The organism is Lentilactobacillus kisonensis DSM 19906 = JCM 15041 (assembly GCF_001434135.1).
GTDB lineage: Bacteria > Bacillota > Bacilli > Lactobacillales > Lactobacillaceae > Lentilactobacillus > Lentilactobacillus kisonensis.
Window position 1 is genome coordinate 100,892 of sequence record NZ_AZEB01000008.1, and the last position, 16,697, is coordinate 117,588.

Genomic DNA, 16,697 nt, shown 5'->3' on the forward strand with positions numbered 1-16,697 from the left:
TTTAGATAGATTGGAACTACAAGCATGTATACAACCCATCCCAATCTTGACAACCTAATGGAAATGTGTGCCACCGCCCACCAAAAAAACACCTTCTCAATGTATTATATCAAGAAGATGCTTTTACATATTAATTATTTTGATTATAGTCGTCAAAAACTAGTGCCTATCCAAAAGCAACGTTGTCATTATGCCTTAATCAAATCAGTCTTTGTTTTTAACAATTCAGCCTTAAGTGCACGAATATGTGCTTGGACTTCCTCGTTATTTGCGGTACCCTTCATCCATGATAATACGGCTAAATTCGTTTCCATCTCAGCAATAATTTTTTGAACCGTCTGATCCGGTTCACCATTGGTAGACATATCTAGTCTCCTCCTTCAATTGATGATGTAATCATAACATGGTAAGGAGAAAAGACAACTAAAATGATGTCGCTTTCATTGAATTCTAATTAATAATTTTATTATACAATAAGTTGTTGTTACAGCAACGTTCAGTTGTACACAAGATGAGTAGGTTTCTAATCAAGAATCCGGGAAACGTCCTCTGGCAGTTGACTTTCAAAAGTTAGCTGCTTTTTTGAGAATGGGTCGACAAATTCCAAATTCGTTGCGTGCAGGGCTTGCCGATCAATTCCTAGATCCATCGGCCCGCTATATAAGGCATCCCCTAGCAGTGGGTGACCAATCGCCGCAAAGTGCACCCGAATTTGATGCGTCCGCCCCGTGTGCAGAACCACTTTGACTAATGTTCTGTCGGAAAATTGACGTTCAACCCAATATTCCGTCAGGGCGCTTTTGCCCGCGTCTGAAATAATCTGACCGTAACCATTCGGGTCCTTCGCGATTGGGTGATTAATCACGCCATGCGCCGCTAACCCCTTGCCGGCCACAACCGCCGCGTACTGTTTATAAAGCGTCTTCTTAGCTAGCATTTCATTTGCCAAACTATTTGCTAAGCCATGTTTCGCAACTAATACTAAACCACTGGTAAACCGATCGAGCCGGGTAATAATATGGGGAACTAAATTAACAGCATGCGCGTTAACCAAATGTGCTTTCACTCGGTTGACTAACGTGTCATCCCGGTTGGCTGGACCAGGAACAACGGTTAACCCCGCCGGCTTGTTAACAACCAGCCAGTTGTCGTCTTCATAAACCACTTCAATTGGCTGATCACTAACAGCAACGTTAGGGTCACTCACCTCGTCTGGTAACACAACTTCAACCACGTCACCAGGTTCAAGCTGACTACCAGAAGCCGCTACGCCATTAATTTTAAAACTGCCACCACCAGTTTTAATGCGCTTATACATCCGATGACTAATTCCCTTAGCATTTAAAAATTTTTTCAACGTATCAGGATCATCTGATGTGCTTTTCCAAGTAAATTTCAAATTTGTCTCCTTTAGGTAAATCTTCATCTGTAAAAATATTTCAAAATCATCATGTGGAAATCAATATATAAAAATATTTTTCAATTGTATACAACTGATTTGGCGACCCGCAAATCCCCGTCACCGCTAAAACGGTTGTATGTGAACTAACCTTCATATCCAATAAGGACGGTCTATCAGCAGTTGACATCCCTTTTATTACTTGTAATATATAAGTACAGGCATTGCTTGTGAATTTTTTACAGGACAGCTGCACAAAGCAGAAATCTGCGTATAAGCATCTTTAACGAAAATTCCAAAACCAGGGATTCCCGTTAGAGGAGACTTACAGGCCGATTTCTAATCGCTTTGTTCCGCTCACTTTACTAACTAAGGGGAAAATAATATGAAAATTGCAGTTATTGGTTGTACACATGCGGGGACCTTTGCGATCAAAACTATTTTAGCAGAAAATCCTGATGCTCAGGTCACTGTTTATGAGAAAAATGACAATATTTCGTTTCTTTCGTGTGGCATTGCCCTCTATTTGGGCGGTCATGTAAAGGATCCTCAGGGACTCTTTTATTCCAGCCCAGAGGAATTGACGAAGCTTGGTGCCACCGTCAAGATGAATCATGAAGTGACTAACGTTGATCCACAATCTAAAACAATTAGTGTCACTAATCTTGCAGATAATCAAAGTTTCGATGATCATTACGACAAATTAGTTGTGACCACCGGTTCTTGGCCAGTCATCCCACCAATTAAAGGAATTGATAACAAAAACGTTTATCTATGTAAGAACTGGAACCACGCCCAAAAGTTGTTTGAAACCGCGCCTTCTAAAAAACGAATTACCATTGTTGGAGCTGGCTATATTGGTGCTGAACTTGCTGAAGCTTATAGCACGACCGGCCATGAAGTCACATTAATCGATGGTGCCGACCGAATTATGAGCAAGTACTTTGATAAACAATTTACCGATGTTGTTGAAAAAGACTTTACTGATCATGGTGTCACTCTCGGCCTTGACCAACAGGTAACTGAAATTTCTGGTGACGACACGGTTACCATCAAAACTACTAAGGGTTCTTATGAAACTGACTTGGTGGTAATGTGTGTTGGGTTCAAACCAAATACGAGTTTACTTCAGGGAAAACTCGCAACCACCGAGAACGGCGCTTTAATTACAAACGAATATATGCAAACATCCGACCCTGATATCTTCGGAGCTGGTGATAGTGTTGCTGTCCATTACAATCCAACTCACAGTCTTGCTTACATTCCACTTGCTACTAATGCGGTTCGCCAAGGCATCTTGGTTGGCAAAAACATTGCTAAACAAACCGTTAAATACATGGGAACTCAGTCGTCGTCAGGTCTCAAGCTTTACGACAAAACGATTGTTTCAACCGGATTAACAATGGCCGCTGCTAAACAGCAAGGGGTTAATGCCCATGAAGTCATCGTTAAAGATAACTACCGACCTGAATTCATGCCAAGCACGGAACCAGTATTAATGTCATTGGTATACGATCCAAATTCTCGCCGAATTCTTGGTGGCTCACTATTGAGTACTTACGACGTATCCCAATCTGCTAATACGCTATCCGTTTGCATTCAAAACGAAAACACCATTGACGACTTAGCAATGGTTGATATGTTATTCCAGCCCCAATTTGATCGGCCATTTAATTACTTAAATATTTTAGCTCAGGCCGCCCAAGAACAAGAGGCTAAAGCAGCCGATCCGGCCACCAAATAATAATTCCTGACAATTTTGTCAAATGAAAATAACCACGTTATAATACTACTGCATCGTGATGACGATCTTTCTAAACCACATGAACGTCTCACTATGCTGGGGATTGGCGCAACGTAATTCTTGCCCAATCTCCTTTTTTGTATGTATAACAAATCAAATAATTACCGATCCAATGGCAATCACAGCTGTAAGCGATTATACTAATGGCACATAAGTTAATAAGGTGGGATTTAATTATGGCAGACAATCATTTTATCATCACAACAACTGAAAACATTCCTGGTAAGGAATATGAAGTCATTGGCGAAGTATTTGGATTAACCACGCAATCTAAGAACGTTGTCAGAAACATTGGCGCTGGCCTAAAAAACATTGTCGGTGGCGAAATCAAAGACTATACCAAGATGCTTGATGAAGCCAGAGATATTGCCGTTGAACGTTTGGAAGACAATGCTAAGAAAATGGGCGGCGATGCAGTTGTTATGATGCGGTTTGATTCAGGATCAATTAGTGCAGATATGCAGTCAGTAGCTGCGTATGGAACGGCGGTAAAATTCAAGTGAGCGGATCCAGGCGGTTAGTAATCGGAGTGTAAGTCTCCTCCAGCGAAAATTCCTGGTTTTGGAATTTTTGCTGGAGGTGCTTACACGCAGATTGCTGCCTGGAGGAGCTGTCCTAAGAAAAAGTGAGCGTAACAAAGCGGTTAGAGACTGGAGTCTAAGGTACTTCCGACTTAAGCCCAAGCCCGGGCCTTAAGTCGGAAGCACCTTAGATGCAAGTCTCTGCTTTGCGGAGCAGTCCTACTCTATGAAACCTAAAAGTCTAGATCCATGTAATTTTAAACTGTATCCCGAGTTTGGATTTTTGGTTGAGATGACTTAGGTGCAAGCTTCTGCTTTACGGAGCGATCCTACTCAATGTAACATAGAACAACCACTAAGCAGTTTTAGGAAGCTGTCTTAGTAAAACTAAAACGAGCGTAACGAAGCATTCATGTCCCAAGCCTTGCTTTGTACAGCTGTCCGCAATCAATGAACTCATATAACCCAAACTAGACCCAGTTAGAAAACTGACGAATTTCAGTTTCTAGCTGGGCCCTTTTGGTACACCGAGAATTTACCATATTAACAGCAAAAAAATAATTATAAACGCAGTTGTGCAAAAAACATTAACCACTGTAATAGTGATGAGACCACTCTTAGTGTACGGATTTATCCGCCTTCCACTCGGCGTAGATACCCAAAAGTTGCCATTTCCCGTATCCAGGTCTTGACGGTGATAAACATTATAAATCATTAATCCGTACAAATACCACAGAAGGATGGATAAACTGAAAAGTTGAGCGCCTACTCCAAGACTAACCGGCCAGATCCTGTCTTGTACAAGTATCATTGAGCCGATTGCAATTATTATAAACAAAAATATTAATACATATAATAACCTATGTTGAAATTGGTTTGGCCCTTCTCTATTCATCAAATGCCCTTCTTCTCCACTATTGGCTAAAATTCAAACTAGTTATACTCTCATTCTAAAGATGCCATCATCTTTCAATAACTATTCTTACTTATTAAGACCGGAATAGAAATTCAACTCCAAGCACCTAAACTTCTGAGTTAACCGCGGCACCAATTGTCTCAAGCACCTCGGTAATTTGATCGACCCCTTCTAACAAATCTGCCTCACTCATCACTAATGGCGGCAGTAATCTAAGTGTATTATGGTTGGCTGGCAGCGTCAGTATCCCCTGTTGTTGCAGTTCTGCGATCACCTCAGCCACTTTCACTTGATTATTCAGATGAACCCCAATCATCAGTCCCTTACCACTGATACTATCGACGACTGATAATGGCACAAGTTTTTCATTCATTGCCGCAAAAAGAGCTTGACTCTTTTGTTGGACCTGAGTTAAAAATTCCGGTGTCAGTTGTTCTAAGACCGCCTTGGCAGCTGACAAAGCGACTTTATTACCGCCAAACGTTGTTCCATGCGTGCCAGGGCCAAACGCTGACGCCAAGGTTTCTTTCCCAAGCATTGCCCCAATTGGCAGGCCATTTCCCAAAGCCTTCGCACTGGTGATAATATCTGGATCCATGTCAAATTGCTGGTAAGCAAACTTTGTTCCGGTCCGGCCGATTCCCGTCTGAACTTCATCAACAATTAGCAACACGTTCATTTCATGGCATCTTTTAGATATGGCTTGCAGCCAATCGGCATTGCCAGCGTATACCCCACCTTCTCCTTGAATCACTTCAAGAATAACGGCCGCAAAATCGTTCGTTATTTTCTTTACCGCTTGGGGGTCATTGTAATCCGCAAATTCAATCCCAGGAACTAATGGTGTATACCCGGTTTGAATCGCTTGATTACCCGTTAAGGACATCGATCCAAACGTCCGGCCGTGAAAGCCATTATTAAACGCTAACACTTTGCTTTTGCCCGTGTACTTTCGGGCAAGCTTAAACGCCGCTTCATTTGCTTCAGTCCCCGAATTACAAAAGAAAGCCAGCATTCCTTCAGGACATAACATTCGTGCGACTTCTGTTTGGAGGCTGCTTGGATACAAATTTGACGTATGCCAAATCTTACCCAGCTGATTAGACACCCGCTGCTCGATCCAAGAATTACTATAGCCAAAACTGCAGACACCAATGCCACTTGTAAAATCCAGGTACGTTTTACCATCATCATCAGTGAGATGCCAGTCGTGTCCGCTCACAATCTCCATTGGATATTGTTTATAAGTTGGAAAAATAGTTGCCATTTTGATTGATCTCCTTTAAATTGCGGCTTGTGTGGTAGTCAAGCTGGTTCCAGAATGTTTCAGTTCATTAGTAATTGCTACTTCCTTGACACCACTTCTTAATGCCTCAAATGCTGCCGTGATTTTAGGCCTCATCCCTGATTGAATGATCTCTTTCTCGACTAATTGTTTTGCTTTTCCTGGTGTCAAACTGCCTACTACGTGATTGGCTACCATAATCCCTGGAACATCCGTTAGTAGCACCAATTTTTCTGCGCCAAGTAACTTAGCAACTGCTGCCGCGGCGACGTCACCATTAACGTTAAGTACCTTCCCATCCTTTGTAATGGCTAGTGGCGCACAGACGCCAATCTGCCGTTCTAATACCTGATTGATATAATCACAGTTAACACCTGTCACCTTGCCAACTTCACCATACACAGCCTTGTCAAGATACGCGCCCTGAATAATCGGGATTCCTGCACCATTCAAGCTTAGCGCCGGTATTTTATGATCAGCTAAGTGCCTGCATAGGTTGGGCTGTACCAATCCAAGAAGGACAGCCTGAGTTACTTTCAGCGTTTCCAACCCGGTTACCCGAATGCCATTAATTTTGCTGACGGGTAAATTCAGCTGGCTACTCCACTGAGATATCTGCGGTCCGCCACCATGAACGATCAGCACTTGCTTACCGGCTTGATGCCAAGAAGCTAACTGTTGATAGAAGGCTGGTGACAAGTGGGTTGTTGCATTGCCACCAATTTTAATCACAATCGTTTGTCCCATGTTGCCATCCCCTAACTTCTATATGACGCGTTAATCTGAACATACTTGTACGTCAAGTCACAACCCCACGCAGTCCCTTCCGCAACACCAGCATTTAAGTCAACGGCTATCGAAACCTGCTTATTGTTGAGGCTTGCTGACACCTTATGATCATCGACTATCGCAGCCACACTATTTTTGACCAACTGCATGCCATTAATCGAAACGCTAACGCCATTAATATCCACATGAGCCGTCGTTTGCCCAATTGCTTGCATAACTCTGCCCCAATTGGCATCGGCACCAAAAATCATCGCCTTAACCAAGTTGGAGCCAACAATTGCCTTGGCCACTTGCTGGGCTTCAAGATGATTAAACGCACCCGTAACGTTTACCTCAACTAATTTAGAAGCACCTTCACCATCACCAGCAATCTCTTGCGCCAAATGGGTCAAAACCCGTTTGAAGGCTTGTACAAAGGTTGGATAATCATCACTATTTTGGGTTAACGGCTTATTTCCAGCCATTCCGTTCGCCATTACCATCACCATATCGTTTGTGGACGTATCGCCATCAACCGTAATTTGGTTAAACGTCTCGTCAACCGTTGTGCTTAATAGTTCTTGCAAATGCTGACCGTCAATTGCGGCGTCTGTCGTCACAAACCCGAGCATTGTCGCCATGTTAGGATGAATCATTCCAGACCCCTTACAAAAGCCTGTGATGGTTACTAACTGTTGATCAATCAGGCATTTAACGGTGATCGTCTTGGAATGGGTATCGGTTGTCAAAACCGCCTGCGTGATCCCTACCGACTGTGATAAAGCAAGCTGACTAATTCCCGTCTTAATCTTGGCCATTGGCAGTGGCTCACCAATGACACCCGTGGATGCCACGGCAACTAACTGTTGATCAATCTGGAGCTTATTGGCCGCCAATGACTGCATCATCAAGGCGTCCGTTTCACCCTGGGACCCATTACACGAATTTGCATTTCCACTATTGACGATGACTGCCTGCAATTGATACTGCCGGTTAATCGTGGCCTTCGTTAATTTGGTTGGTGCCGCCTGAAACTGATTGGTTGTGTACACCCCAGCGGCACTAGCGGGTACTTGAGAATAAAGCCACCCCATGTCATCTTGCGCTTCTTTTAACCCAGCGTGAGTTGCATCACTATAAAAGCCCGTTGGCCACGTGAACGCCGTTACCTCAATCGAATTCTCACTTGTCATTTGCATCCTATCGATCTCCTTTTGTTATGGTAAAAATGGCTGTAATTTCAAGCCCTCAGTTTCTGGATAACCAAACATTTGATTGAAATTTTGAACAGCCTGGCCAGCGGCTCCTTTTAATAAATTATCAATAACGCTGTTAACCGTCACCACGTTTGTTACTCGGTTATAGACCATCCCAATATCGCAGTTGTTAGTGCCAACAACTTGCTTGATAGCTGGCAATTGATCACCCGTATAGTTAATAAAAGACTTGCTTTGATACATCTTCGTGTATGCTGCCATCAATTGCTTAGACGTCACCCCGGACTTTACCTTTGCGTAAATCGTGCTCATGATTCCTCGGTTAATTGGTAGCAAAGTCGTCATAAATTGGATGGCCGGCACCCGCTGATTCCATTTTTGTAATTCCAACATTATTTCCGGAATATGTTGATGTTGGTTGGGTTTATATATTTGTATGTTTTCATTCACTTGCGCGAAATGCGTCATAGCATGGGGCGTCTTACCCGCACCAGTCGTACCAGATTTGGCGTCGACAATAATACTATCCGCATCAATCAAATCATTTTGGACAAGCGGTGCCAATCCTAGCAACGTTGCCGTCGCGTAACAGCCTGGATTAGCAACATAGATTTGGCCCTTTGCCGATTCAAAGTCAGCAAGTCCATAGTGGGCTTGGCGCAGAAACTTTTCTGGGGCAGCTGGCTTGCGATACCATTCCGTATACTGAGCTTCACTGTCTAATCGCATATCACCCGATAAGTCAATCACTGGAAACTTTGCCGTCAAATATGTAGGGGCTACTTTTGCGGTAACGCCAGCTGAAGTTGCGAAAAAAACAACATCATTATCGCTAATAATCGCCTCGTCATCATATGGGAATACCGCCGTGTGATCACCACTAAAGATCGGAACAACGTGGGATAGTTTGGTGGGGGCCGCTAACTTGTGATCGTAAAGATGAATCTTTGTAACACCGGAATGCTTTTGTAGGAGTTGATAAAGGACCATCCCCGCATATCCGGTTATGCCAACTAATGCTACTTGCATCTAATCGCCTCGCAGTTAAATATTCATAATTGTGGAATATTAATGAATTGAAAATAGTTTACAATTTTGGTGTGATAAATGCAATAGTTTTTAGTTTTATTCATAAATATTTTTTAATTTATATTTTTATTCATATTTCCGCTGATAATCATTTAATTATTTTGGGCAATTATTTCTCGTTTTGCTCTTGCTTTATTGCATAATAAATCAGTTCATCGCATAAAGATGATTTCTACGACGCTAATCAACTAATTCCAGACACACTAAAAAGTTAGCGTTCGTCAGTCATCCATCCTATTTTTAGAATGAGTCACTAATGACGCTAACTTTTAAAATTGTTCACGATGCTTAAAAGACACATTAACTAACAAGCGCGTTGATCACAAAGACATTAACCCTCTCTCCCTTGTTAAACTGGGCTAATATCTTGCTTGGCTTTTGCTTGTGGCCACACCGCTAAGCTGCTCTGTCTATTTACTAAGAGTCGTACCCAATTCTCATAAATTTTGGTACTGGCAGTCCGCCATGAATAATCAACCATCCCCATTGCCATATTCTTAAAATAGTTTTTGGGAGGTTGAATTGGTAAGTGTTTATTAAGATCACGTTGATATTCCTGCGCTAGCGTTTGAGCTTGATACTCAGGATGGCCGGTAATATATGTCGTGTGGTCGCCTGATAAGATCATTGGACCCGATTGCCTAGCGGAGACAACTATCCTTAATCCATTCGGTAAATGGGTTTCATTTATAATGCTCTGTGTATTCCGAGATTGCGGCATCCGAATTGGATAATCGGCATCAAATCCAGCCGTCAGCGGTGAGTGAAGATCAACTTTTGTCGCGGTGTATATCCCAAACAACTTTGCTGGCAGTAATTGTTTTTGAATCCCAAAATCATGATATAAACCAGCCTGAGCTGCCCAGCATTCAAAAAGCTTTTCTTTTACGTGGGTTTTTGCCCAATCAATAATGGTACTAATTTCCTGCCAGTAATCGACATCCTCAAACGGCAGTGTCTCAACCGGTGCTCCGGTAATAATTAAGCCATCAAACTGCTGGTGGTAAATTTGCGTCAGGTTGACATAATTTTTTTCGATCAGTTTTCTGGGCGCTCCGTTGAAATGATGAGTGGCTGGGTACATAAAAGTTAATTGCACATCAAATTGACAGTCATCAAATCGTGACAAAAATTGTAATTCGGTTGTTTTCCGCGTTGGCATTAAATTCAATACCACAATTGATATGGGATCTTTAAGCGAACAATCAGGCCACTCACCGTCAGCACGAATCAAGCCATTAGTTGCGTTTACCGTCATCTCAATCATCTCCTTAACAAAATAAAAAAACTTTCGGCCATAGTTAATGATTATAACTACGGGACGAAAGCTTCGTGACACCACCCTGATTTACCATCACCTCACAGTGACAGTCTCCATAAGTACTCCTTAGATAAGGAAAACTCGGCAAGTTATCGGTTGCGACCGGACACCCTAGCTTTTCAACCGAGTGTCAGACTCAGAGCTCATCTTCATATCGCTGTGGCCACTTCTCTCACCAATCGAAGCTCTCTGTATTAACCACATAGACACTACTCTTCTCCTCAATGTCTAATCAATCTTTAATAATTGCTGATAACTTTAGCATCGTTCTAACAGGGTGTCAACTTGTTATAAAATTTCTGTGCTTATTCATTCTAAATACGCTTATAATAAATTCATTAGTCATTTAAGGGGGCCATTATGAATAACCCAATTTCTGAAGATGAATTAATCGCGGTTTGCGGAAAAATCGGTAAAATTTTATTAACCTGTGGCGCTGAAACGTCCAGGGTCGAAAGCACGGTTGAATACATCGGGCGGGCCGCTAATTTTGATATTAGCTGTCACGCGACAATCACCGCCCTCTTCGTTGGGACCAACCAACAAAGCCGTACCCATTTAGTTAAAGTTCGCCTAGGCGACTTTAATTTGGAAAAGGTCGATGAGATTAACACGACGTCACGAAAATTCGTTAAGGGCAAAATCAGCTTTACTGAGCTTAAAAAAACGATTGATCAAATTGACAAGAAGGTAATCGATTTTACCTGACCACAGAAGATCTTTGGTGCTGGAGTTGTTTCCGTTGCACCGATGCTTTTATTTAAAGCAACTTGGGCTGATTTAGGATTGGCATTCTTCGTTGGAATTTTCGGCTATCTCGGTGCCCAACTAGCCAGTCGCAAAATAATCACCCCGTACGTTGCGGCAGGTTGCGGCGGCTTCATTGTTGGCATCTTGGCAGCAATTCTTCAAACAATGGGAATTGCCACAAGTGCGGGCAACATTATCGTCAGCGCGCTAATGCCACTCGTTCCTGGCGTGGCGATTACCAACTCGTTTCGTGAAATTGTTGATCGTAATACCATCTCTGGGGTTGTCAGAGCCGTTGATGCCGTGATCATCGCTGGTTCAATTGGTGCCGGCGTCGTGATTGGCACATCACTTTGCTCAATGCTGGCACACATGATTGGGGGCTTTTGATGCGGGTACTAATTGAATTTATCGTGAGCTTTTTATCAACCGTTGGCTTTGGCCTCATTACAAATGTTCCCAAACGGTCCTTATTACCAGCTGGGATTACCGGTTCTCTCGCCTGGGTTGCATACTACTTAGTTCTTCAAGTCTACCCCGGCCTGATTCTACCAAACTTTACGGCAGCAATCGTCATTGGTATTTTGGGAAACATCTCGGCAGTTATCTTCCGGGTTCCCGTTAACATTATCTATGTCCCAAGCTTAGTTTCACTGGTGCCCGGGGGAATTTTGTATTTAGGGATGCGCAGCTTTACTTTAGGAAAGGAAGCCCCAACCTCTCAATACCTATTTAACACGCTCACGATTGCCATTTCACTTGCAGTTGGTTTCGTAGTTGCTGAAGTGATCTTTTACCGGATGAAGCCCTTACTAATGCGGGCCGTCAACGGGTGCCAATCCACCCCCACCAAATAATTGAAATTAAAGGAGTCAATTAATATGAGTAACGATGTCTATTCAGAATTAATGAGTCGATTGGAACAATCGGAAGACGAAATGATTCAACTGCGAAGACATTTCCACGAATACCCTGAATTATCATTCAAAGAAAAGAACACCTCTCAATACATCAAAAATTATTACCAAGGCCTAGACTGTACTGTTCGCAGTTGTGGTGACGGCTATGGCATGATCGTCGATATTGATAGCGGCCATCCCGGCCCAAAGCTCGCATTACGGGCAGACTTTGACGCTTTAGCAATTCAAGAAGACAACACGCTCCCCTTTAAGTCTAAAAATCCAGGGGTCATGCACGCATGCGGCCACGATGGTCATACTGCCTACATGATGGTATTAGCCAAAAACTTGATTGCCATTAAAGATCAACTAAAGGGTTCTATTAGAATCATTCACCAGCCTGCTGAGGAAGTCTCCCCCGGCGGCGCCAAGTCAATGATTGCTGACGGTGCTCTGGATGGTGTCGACAACGTCATTGGTATCCACGTCATGTCTTCGATGCCGACTGGCGCAATTGGTTATCATCTCGGAGAAAGCCAAACTGGCCGTTCAGACTTCACTGTCAAATTTACCGGTAAGGGCGGGCATGCCTCAATGCCCCACCTTTCAAACGATGCAATTATTGCTGGTAGTTATTTCGTTACGGCTTTGCAAACCGTTGTCTCACGTCGAATTGATCCATTTGATACCGCCAGTGTCACAATTGGCTCGTTTGATGGCGCCGGTTCGTTTAATGCAATCAAAGAAACCGTTACGCTCAAAGGCGATGTTCGGGTGATGAAAGAAGCTACTCGACAAAAGATCCGGGAACAAATTAGCCAAATTAGCCACGGAATCGAAACCACTTTTGGCGTCAAAGCCCAGTTAGATTATGACGATAACTACCCAGTTTTGTACAATAATCCGAAATTCACTGAAGCTATTATAAAGGAACTTAAGCAGGCCCAAATTCCCCAAGTCACGCAAATCACTGACTTCGGTCCCCAAGATCCCTCGGAGGATTTTGCCTACTTTGCGCAAAAGAAACCCAGCAGTTTTCTGTATGTCGGCTGTATGACTGACGACGGTGCCAATCACCCCCATCACAGCCCGGATTTTCTGATGAATGAAAAATGTCTATTGATTGCAGCGAAAGCCGCCGGAACAGCCACTGTTAGTTATTTGAGCGATTTTGATAAGTAACCAAAGCTAGGATTAATCAAAAGCGGCTGCCCGAAACAATTATTTGTTCATTTGATTACCCTCATTAATTTTATAATAACTAGTTGACGCTAGAATATAATGGCCTTACATAACCCTTCCAGAACTAAGAAGGCTTGCGTAAGGCCGTTGTATGATGAAATCAGCTACCAGTTAGTCTAAATTTAAAGTGGTTCAACTTGCTGATCGATCCCCCAAACCGTCGTTTCTTCAACAACCACGTGTTCAGGCAAATTCCAAATATCAAGGATTGCTTGGCCAACATCATTCGCTTTGAGTAAAGCATCATTATCAGGTCCCGTTCCTGCCGCAATTCCAAAATTAGTGTCGCCGCCTCCCGGAATCAAACAGGTGACCCGCACCCCCTTTTCCCGAAGCTCGACATATAATGATTTTGAAAAACTGCGGACACCTGCTTTGGCGGCCGCGTATACACTAAAGCCAGGCCACGCATGGGTTGCACAGACACTTGCAACGTTAATAATAGTGCCAGACCGTTGTTGGGCCATCATTGGACCAAACGTGTCACAACCCCAAATCACACCCATCAAGTTAGTCTGAACACTTTGATCGATTTGCTGTTCCGTTTGGTCAAACAGCGGGGCAACTGTAATTGCAGCCCCTGCACAATTAACCAATAAATCTAGCCGGCCATACTTTTCCTGAACATAGGCAAATAACCGATCCCATTCTGCTTTCTTTGAGATATCAGCTGAAAAGCCATCAACATGAAGCTGGTCCATCGTTTCATTAATCTTCTTCTGATTGCGACTAACGACAATGACCTGGTTGCCCTGCTTCTTTAAAAGCTTCGCGGCAGCTTTACCAAAGCCACTAGTCCCACCAGTTACTAATACAGTTTTAATCATCACGCACTCCCTTTTAAATTCTTAACAATTGAAAAACATCATTTCACAGGAAACTATAATCTTAGTATAATCCAATGGCTAGTCTGTTTCTCAGCTTATTAAAAAAGTTGTTTTCAGGTTTATTTTTAAAACAGTCAAAACGCCCGCAATATCAGTTGCTCATCATCATTCATTTTCAAATTTCAATTGACAAACTATCACTCATGTTCTATTGTCAATGTTAAATAGGCATTAGACGTTAATGAGAAGAGTAATTAGTTCAGTCATCTAAAAGAGACTGCTGGTAGCTGAAAGGGCAGGTTGACAGGATTAGTGAAGATGAACTCGGAGTCATGTTGACAGTGGAAGCTTGATACACGTTTGGGCGCAATATTTCCCAGAATGCGATTCTTTTTGATTGCATTTTTAAGGTAATTCAATGTGAGTTGGATTACAAAGTTGGGTGGTACCACGACATGATTCGTCCCTGTACAAATTAATTTTTGTGCGGGGAATTTTTTGTCTAATGAACTTAACAAATTTGAAGGGAAGCGGATCTGATGCGAATCAGTTCATCATCAGAAAAAACATTTTTAGAGAAGGTATTTGCTGCAGACGGATTTTCAGAACACGATGGTTCATTACTTGCCGATACACTAGTCGATGCCGACTTACGAGGTATCTCATCACATGGCATTCAACGACTTGCCTGGTATACCAGCATGATTAAAGAACATATTATTGAGCCGAAGAACAAGGTTAAGGTATTAAAAGAAACCCCTACCAGCTTATTAATTGATGCCAATAAAAATATGGGTCAAATTGCGTCAGCGTTTGCGATGAACAGCCTCATTGAAAAAACTAAGAAACTGGGAATTTCGCTTGCGGTAATTCGCAATTCAAACCACTTTGGAACAGCAGGCTACTACGCTCGTTTGGCCGCAAAACAAGGCTTAATTGGAATTGCTCTGACCAACACCCGGCCACTGGTTGTCCCCACTAACGCTACCGAAGCATTCCTAGGTTCCAACACATTTGCCTTCACCTTCCCTGCTGATCCACATCCATTTGTCTTTGACGGGGCCACTTCGATTGTTTCCAGCGGTAAAATTCAAGTTCTGGCTAAGAATAACAAGCCAATTCCGGGCGACTGGGCGGTTGATGATCAACGGCACGTCGTTAGTGACGCTCAAAAAGTTGAGGACAACCTGGCAAAGGTTGCTTTCACCGAAGATGAACCTGGCGGAGGGGTTCTAACACTAGGCGGCTTACTTGAGCAAAATTCTAATTATAAGGGGTTTGGTAATTCGCTCGTTGTCGAATTACTCACCGGAATCTTAGCCCAAGGATCAATTTCCGCCGATACCAATAAGCCTGGCAAACACGACTTCAGCCAGTTCTTCTTAACCATCAATCCTGAATTATTTGGTGACCTTGAAGATCTCAAGCAATCGGCTACCAAAATGTTTGACCGAATCCGTCATTTGAAACACGTTGCTGGCACCCACATCATGATCCCAGGTGACCGTGAATATAAGCACTACGATGAAAACCTTAAGCAAGGGGTTGTCATTGACGATAAAACCGCGAAGGAATTAGAAACAATTGGCAAAGACACTCACGTTACCGTGCCAAAGGCAATCTAACAACACAATCTTTCGTTTTCATTAGTTGTAAGTTCTGAAACGTGCAGTTTTTTGGAAGAATGGGTTATAGTAGAGACGATTAATCAGATTTTAGGACAGCTGCGCAGAGCAGAAGTCTACGCATAAACACCATCGAGAAAAATTCCAAGCCCGGGAACTTCTCTCAATGGAGACTTACACTCCGATTGCTAACCGCTCTGCTACGCTCACTTTTCCTTAGGACAGCTACTCAAAGCAGAAGCTTGCACCTAAGTCATCTCAACCAAAAATCCAAAACCGGGATTTCTGGTTGAGATGACTTAGGCTCCAGCTTCTAACCGCTTTGATCCGCTCACTTTACTAGGAGGTATTTAATTGAAAACCGTATTGATTTTAGGTGCTGCTGGACAAATCTCCAGTTATTTGATTCCTGCACTTTTACAGCAGACTGACTTTAATCTCAAATTATACGCTCGCAACGCCAATAATCGAATTAAGGTGACCGACCCTAAGCGAGAAACCGTTATTGATGGCGATTTTAACGACCAGCAGTCACTTAATGTGGCTATGGACGGGGTTGATGCTGTTTATTTGAATGAAATGAGAGATCTTGATTCCGTCAAAAACATTGTAACGGCAATGGATGCCAACCACGTCCGTCAATTCATCGGGGCAACCGTCCTTGGCATTGAAGGCGAGGTCAAGGGGCCGTTTGGTCAGTGGAATACGGGTATGATCGAGAGTTCGATTATAAAACGGGTTAAAACCGCCAAAGTGATCAAGGACTCCGATCTGACTTACACCTTATTAAGATTGGCTTGGCTATACAATAAAGACGGTAATACTAACTATGAGCTTACCGACAGCAACCAGCCATTCGGTGGTACCCAAGTAACCCGTCAAGCGGTAGCACAATTAGTTATTGATATTTTGAAAGATAATTCTCGTAAATACGCCCGTAAAAGTCTTGGTGTCAACGAACCAAACACTGATTGGGACAAGCCATCGTTTTACTAATCGTAGGAAATGAGGCTGGGACAAAAGTCCTAGTTAAC

At 42.9% G+C, this 16,697-nt stretch carries 14 protein-coding genes and 1 pseudogene; 7 read left to right on the plus strand and 8 right to left on the minus strand.

Annotated elements, in window-relative coordinates; translation table 11 throughout:
- Positions 1–188: 188 nt before the first annotated feature.
- Complete coding sequence (locus tag FC98_RS14980; RefSeq protein ID WP_169788687.1) at positions 189–365, minus strand: hypothetical protein; 177 nt, start codon at positions 363–365, stop codon at positions 189–191.
- Positions 366–523: 158 nt separating this feature from the next.
- Entirely contained in the window at positions 524–1,399 is an 876-nt protein-coding gene (locus FC98_RS05895; protein WP_040470924.1) for an RluA family pseudouridine synthase, read from the minus strand.
- A 385-nt stretch (positions 1,400–1,784) separates the two neighbouring features.
- Here FC98_RS05895 and FC98_RS05900 point away from each other — a divergent pair, with 385 nt between their 5' ends.
- A complete protein-coding gene (locus tag FC98_RS05900) occupies positions 1,785–3,143 on the plus strand; it encodes an FAD-dependent oxidoreductase (RefSeq protein WP_054654635.1) in 1,359 nt (452 codons plus the stop codon).
- Positions 3,144–3,379: 236 nt separating this feature from the next.
- Complete coding sequence (locus tag FC98_RS05905; RefSeq protein WP_040470921.1) at positions 3,380–3,706, plus strand: heavy metal-binding domain-containing protein; 327 nt, start codon at positions 3,380–3,382, stop codon at positions 3,704–3,706.
- A gap of 1,040 nt (positions 3,707–4,746) precedes the next feature.
- On the opposite strand, the gene FC98_RS05915 is transcribed toward FC98_RS05905, so the two are convergent.
- The 5 genes from FC98_RS05915 to FC98_RS05935 form a co-directional block, all read right to left on the minus strand.
- Positions 4,747–5,907, minus strand: coding sequence for an acetylornithine transaminase (locus tag FC98_RS05915; RefSeq protein ID WP_008856130.1), 1,161 nt, complete (start codon positions 5,905–5,907; stop codon positions 4,747–4,749).
- A gap of 15 nt (positions 5,908–5,922) precedes the next feature.
- Positions 5,923–6,672: an acetylglutamate kinase gene (gene argB, locus FC98_RS05920; RefSeq protein ID WP_056949313.1), complete on the minus strand. Its 750-nt coding sequence runs from the start codon at positions 6,670–6,672 to the stop codon at positions 5,923–5,925.
- 11 nt (positions 6,673–6,683) lie between these two features.
- On the minus strand, positions 6,684–7,892 hold the full coding sequence (argJ, locus tag FC98_RS05925) for a bifunctional glutamate N-acetyltransferase/amino-acid acetyltransferase ArgJ (RefSeq protein WP_054654639.1): 1,209 nt from the start codon (positions 7,890–7,892) through the stop codon (positions 6,684–6,686).
- 18 nt (positions 7,893–7,910) lie between these two features.
- On the minus strand, positions 7,911–8,939 hold the full coding sequence (gene argC, locus FC98_RS05930) for an N-acetyl-gamma-glutamyl-phosphate reductase (RefSeq protein WP_008856133.1): 1,029 nt from the start codon (positions 8,937–8,939) through the stop codon (positions 7,911–7,913).
- Positions 8,940–9,348: 409 nt separating this feature from the next.
- Positions 9,349–10,257 carry a homoserine O-acetyltransferase/O-succinyltransferase family protein gene (locus FC98_RS05935; protein ID WP_054654641.1) on the minus strand — a complete coding sequence of 303 codons (909 nt, stop codon included), beginning with the start codon at positions 10,255–10,257 and terminating at the stop codon, positions 9,349–9,351.
- A 423-nt stretch (positions 10,258–10,680) separates the two neighbouring features.
- Between FC98_RS05935 and FC98_RS05940 the strand changes: the two are divergent.
- The 3 genes and pseudogenes from FC98_RS05940 (at position 10,681) to FC98_RS05950 (ending at position 13,151) form a co-directional block, all read left to right on the plus strand.
- Positions 10,681–11,460, plus strand: a pseudogene (locus tag FC98_RS05940) (threonine/serine exporter family protein).
- On the plus strand, positions 11,460–11,927 hold the full coding sequence (locus FC98_RS05945) for a threonine/serine exporter family protein (RefSeq protein ID WP_008856137.1): 468 nt from the start codon (positions 11,460–11,462) through the stop codon (positions 11,925–11,927). Before FC98_RS05940 ends, FC98_RS05945 begins: the two are co-directional and overlap by 1 nt.
- A gap of 24 nt (positions 11,928–11,951) precedes the next feature.
- Positions 11,952–13,151: an amidohydrolase gene (locus FC98_RS05950; RefSeq protein ID WP_040471179.1), complete on the plus strand. Its 1,200-nt coding sequence runs from the start codon at positions 11,952–11,954 to the stop codon at positions 13,149–13,151.
- A gap of 182 nt (positions 13,152–13,333) precedes the next feature.
- Here FC98_RS05950 and FC98_RS05955 read toward each other — a convergent pair whose 3' ends face one another.
- A complete protein-coding gene (locus FC98_RS05955) occupies positions 13,334–14,038 on the minus strand; it encodes an SDR family oxidoreductase (protein ID WP_054654643.1) in 705 nt (234 codons plus the stop codon).
- 539 nt (positions 14,039–14,577) lie between these two features.
- On the opposite strand from FC98_RS05955, the gene FC98_RS05960 reads away from it, so the two are divergent.
- Together FC98_RS05960 and FC98_RS05965 are read left to right on the plus strand one after the other, a co-directional pair.
- Positions 14,578–15,663 (plus strand): Ldh family oxidoreductase, encoded by a 1,086-nt coding sequence (locus FC98_RS05960; protein WP_056949314.1) that lies wholly within the window; start codon positions 14,578–14,580, stop codon positions 15,661–15,663.
- 354 nt (positions 15,664–16,017) lie between these two features.
- Positions 16,018–16,659, plus strand: a complete 642-nt coding sequence (locus FC98_RS05965; protein ID WP_008856142.1) for an NAD(P)H-binding protein — start codon at positions 16,018–16,020, stop codon at positions 16,657–16,659.
- The last annotated feature ends 38 nt before the right edge of the window (positions 16,660–16,697 follow it).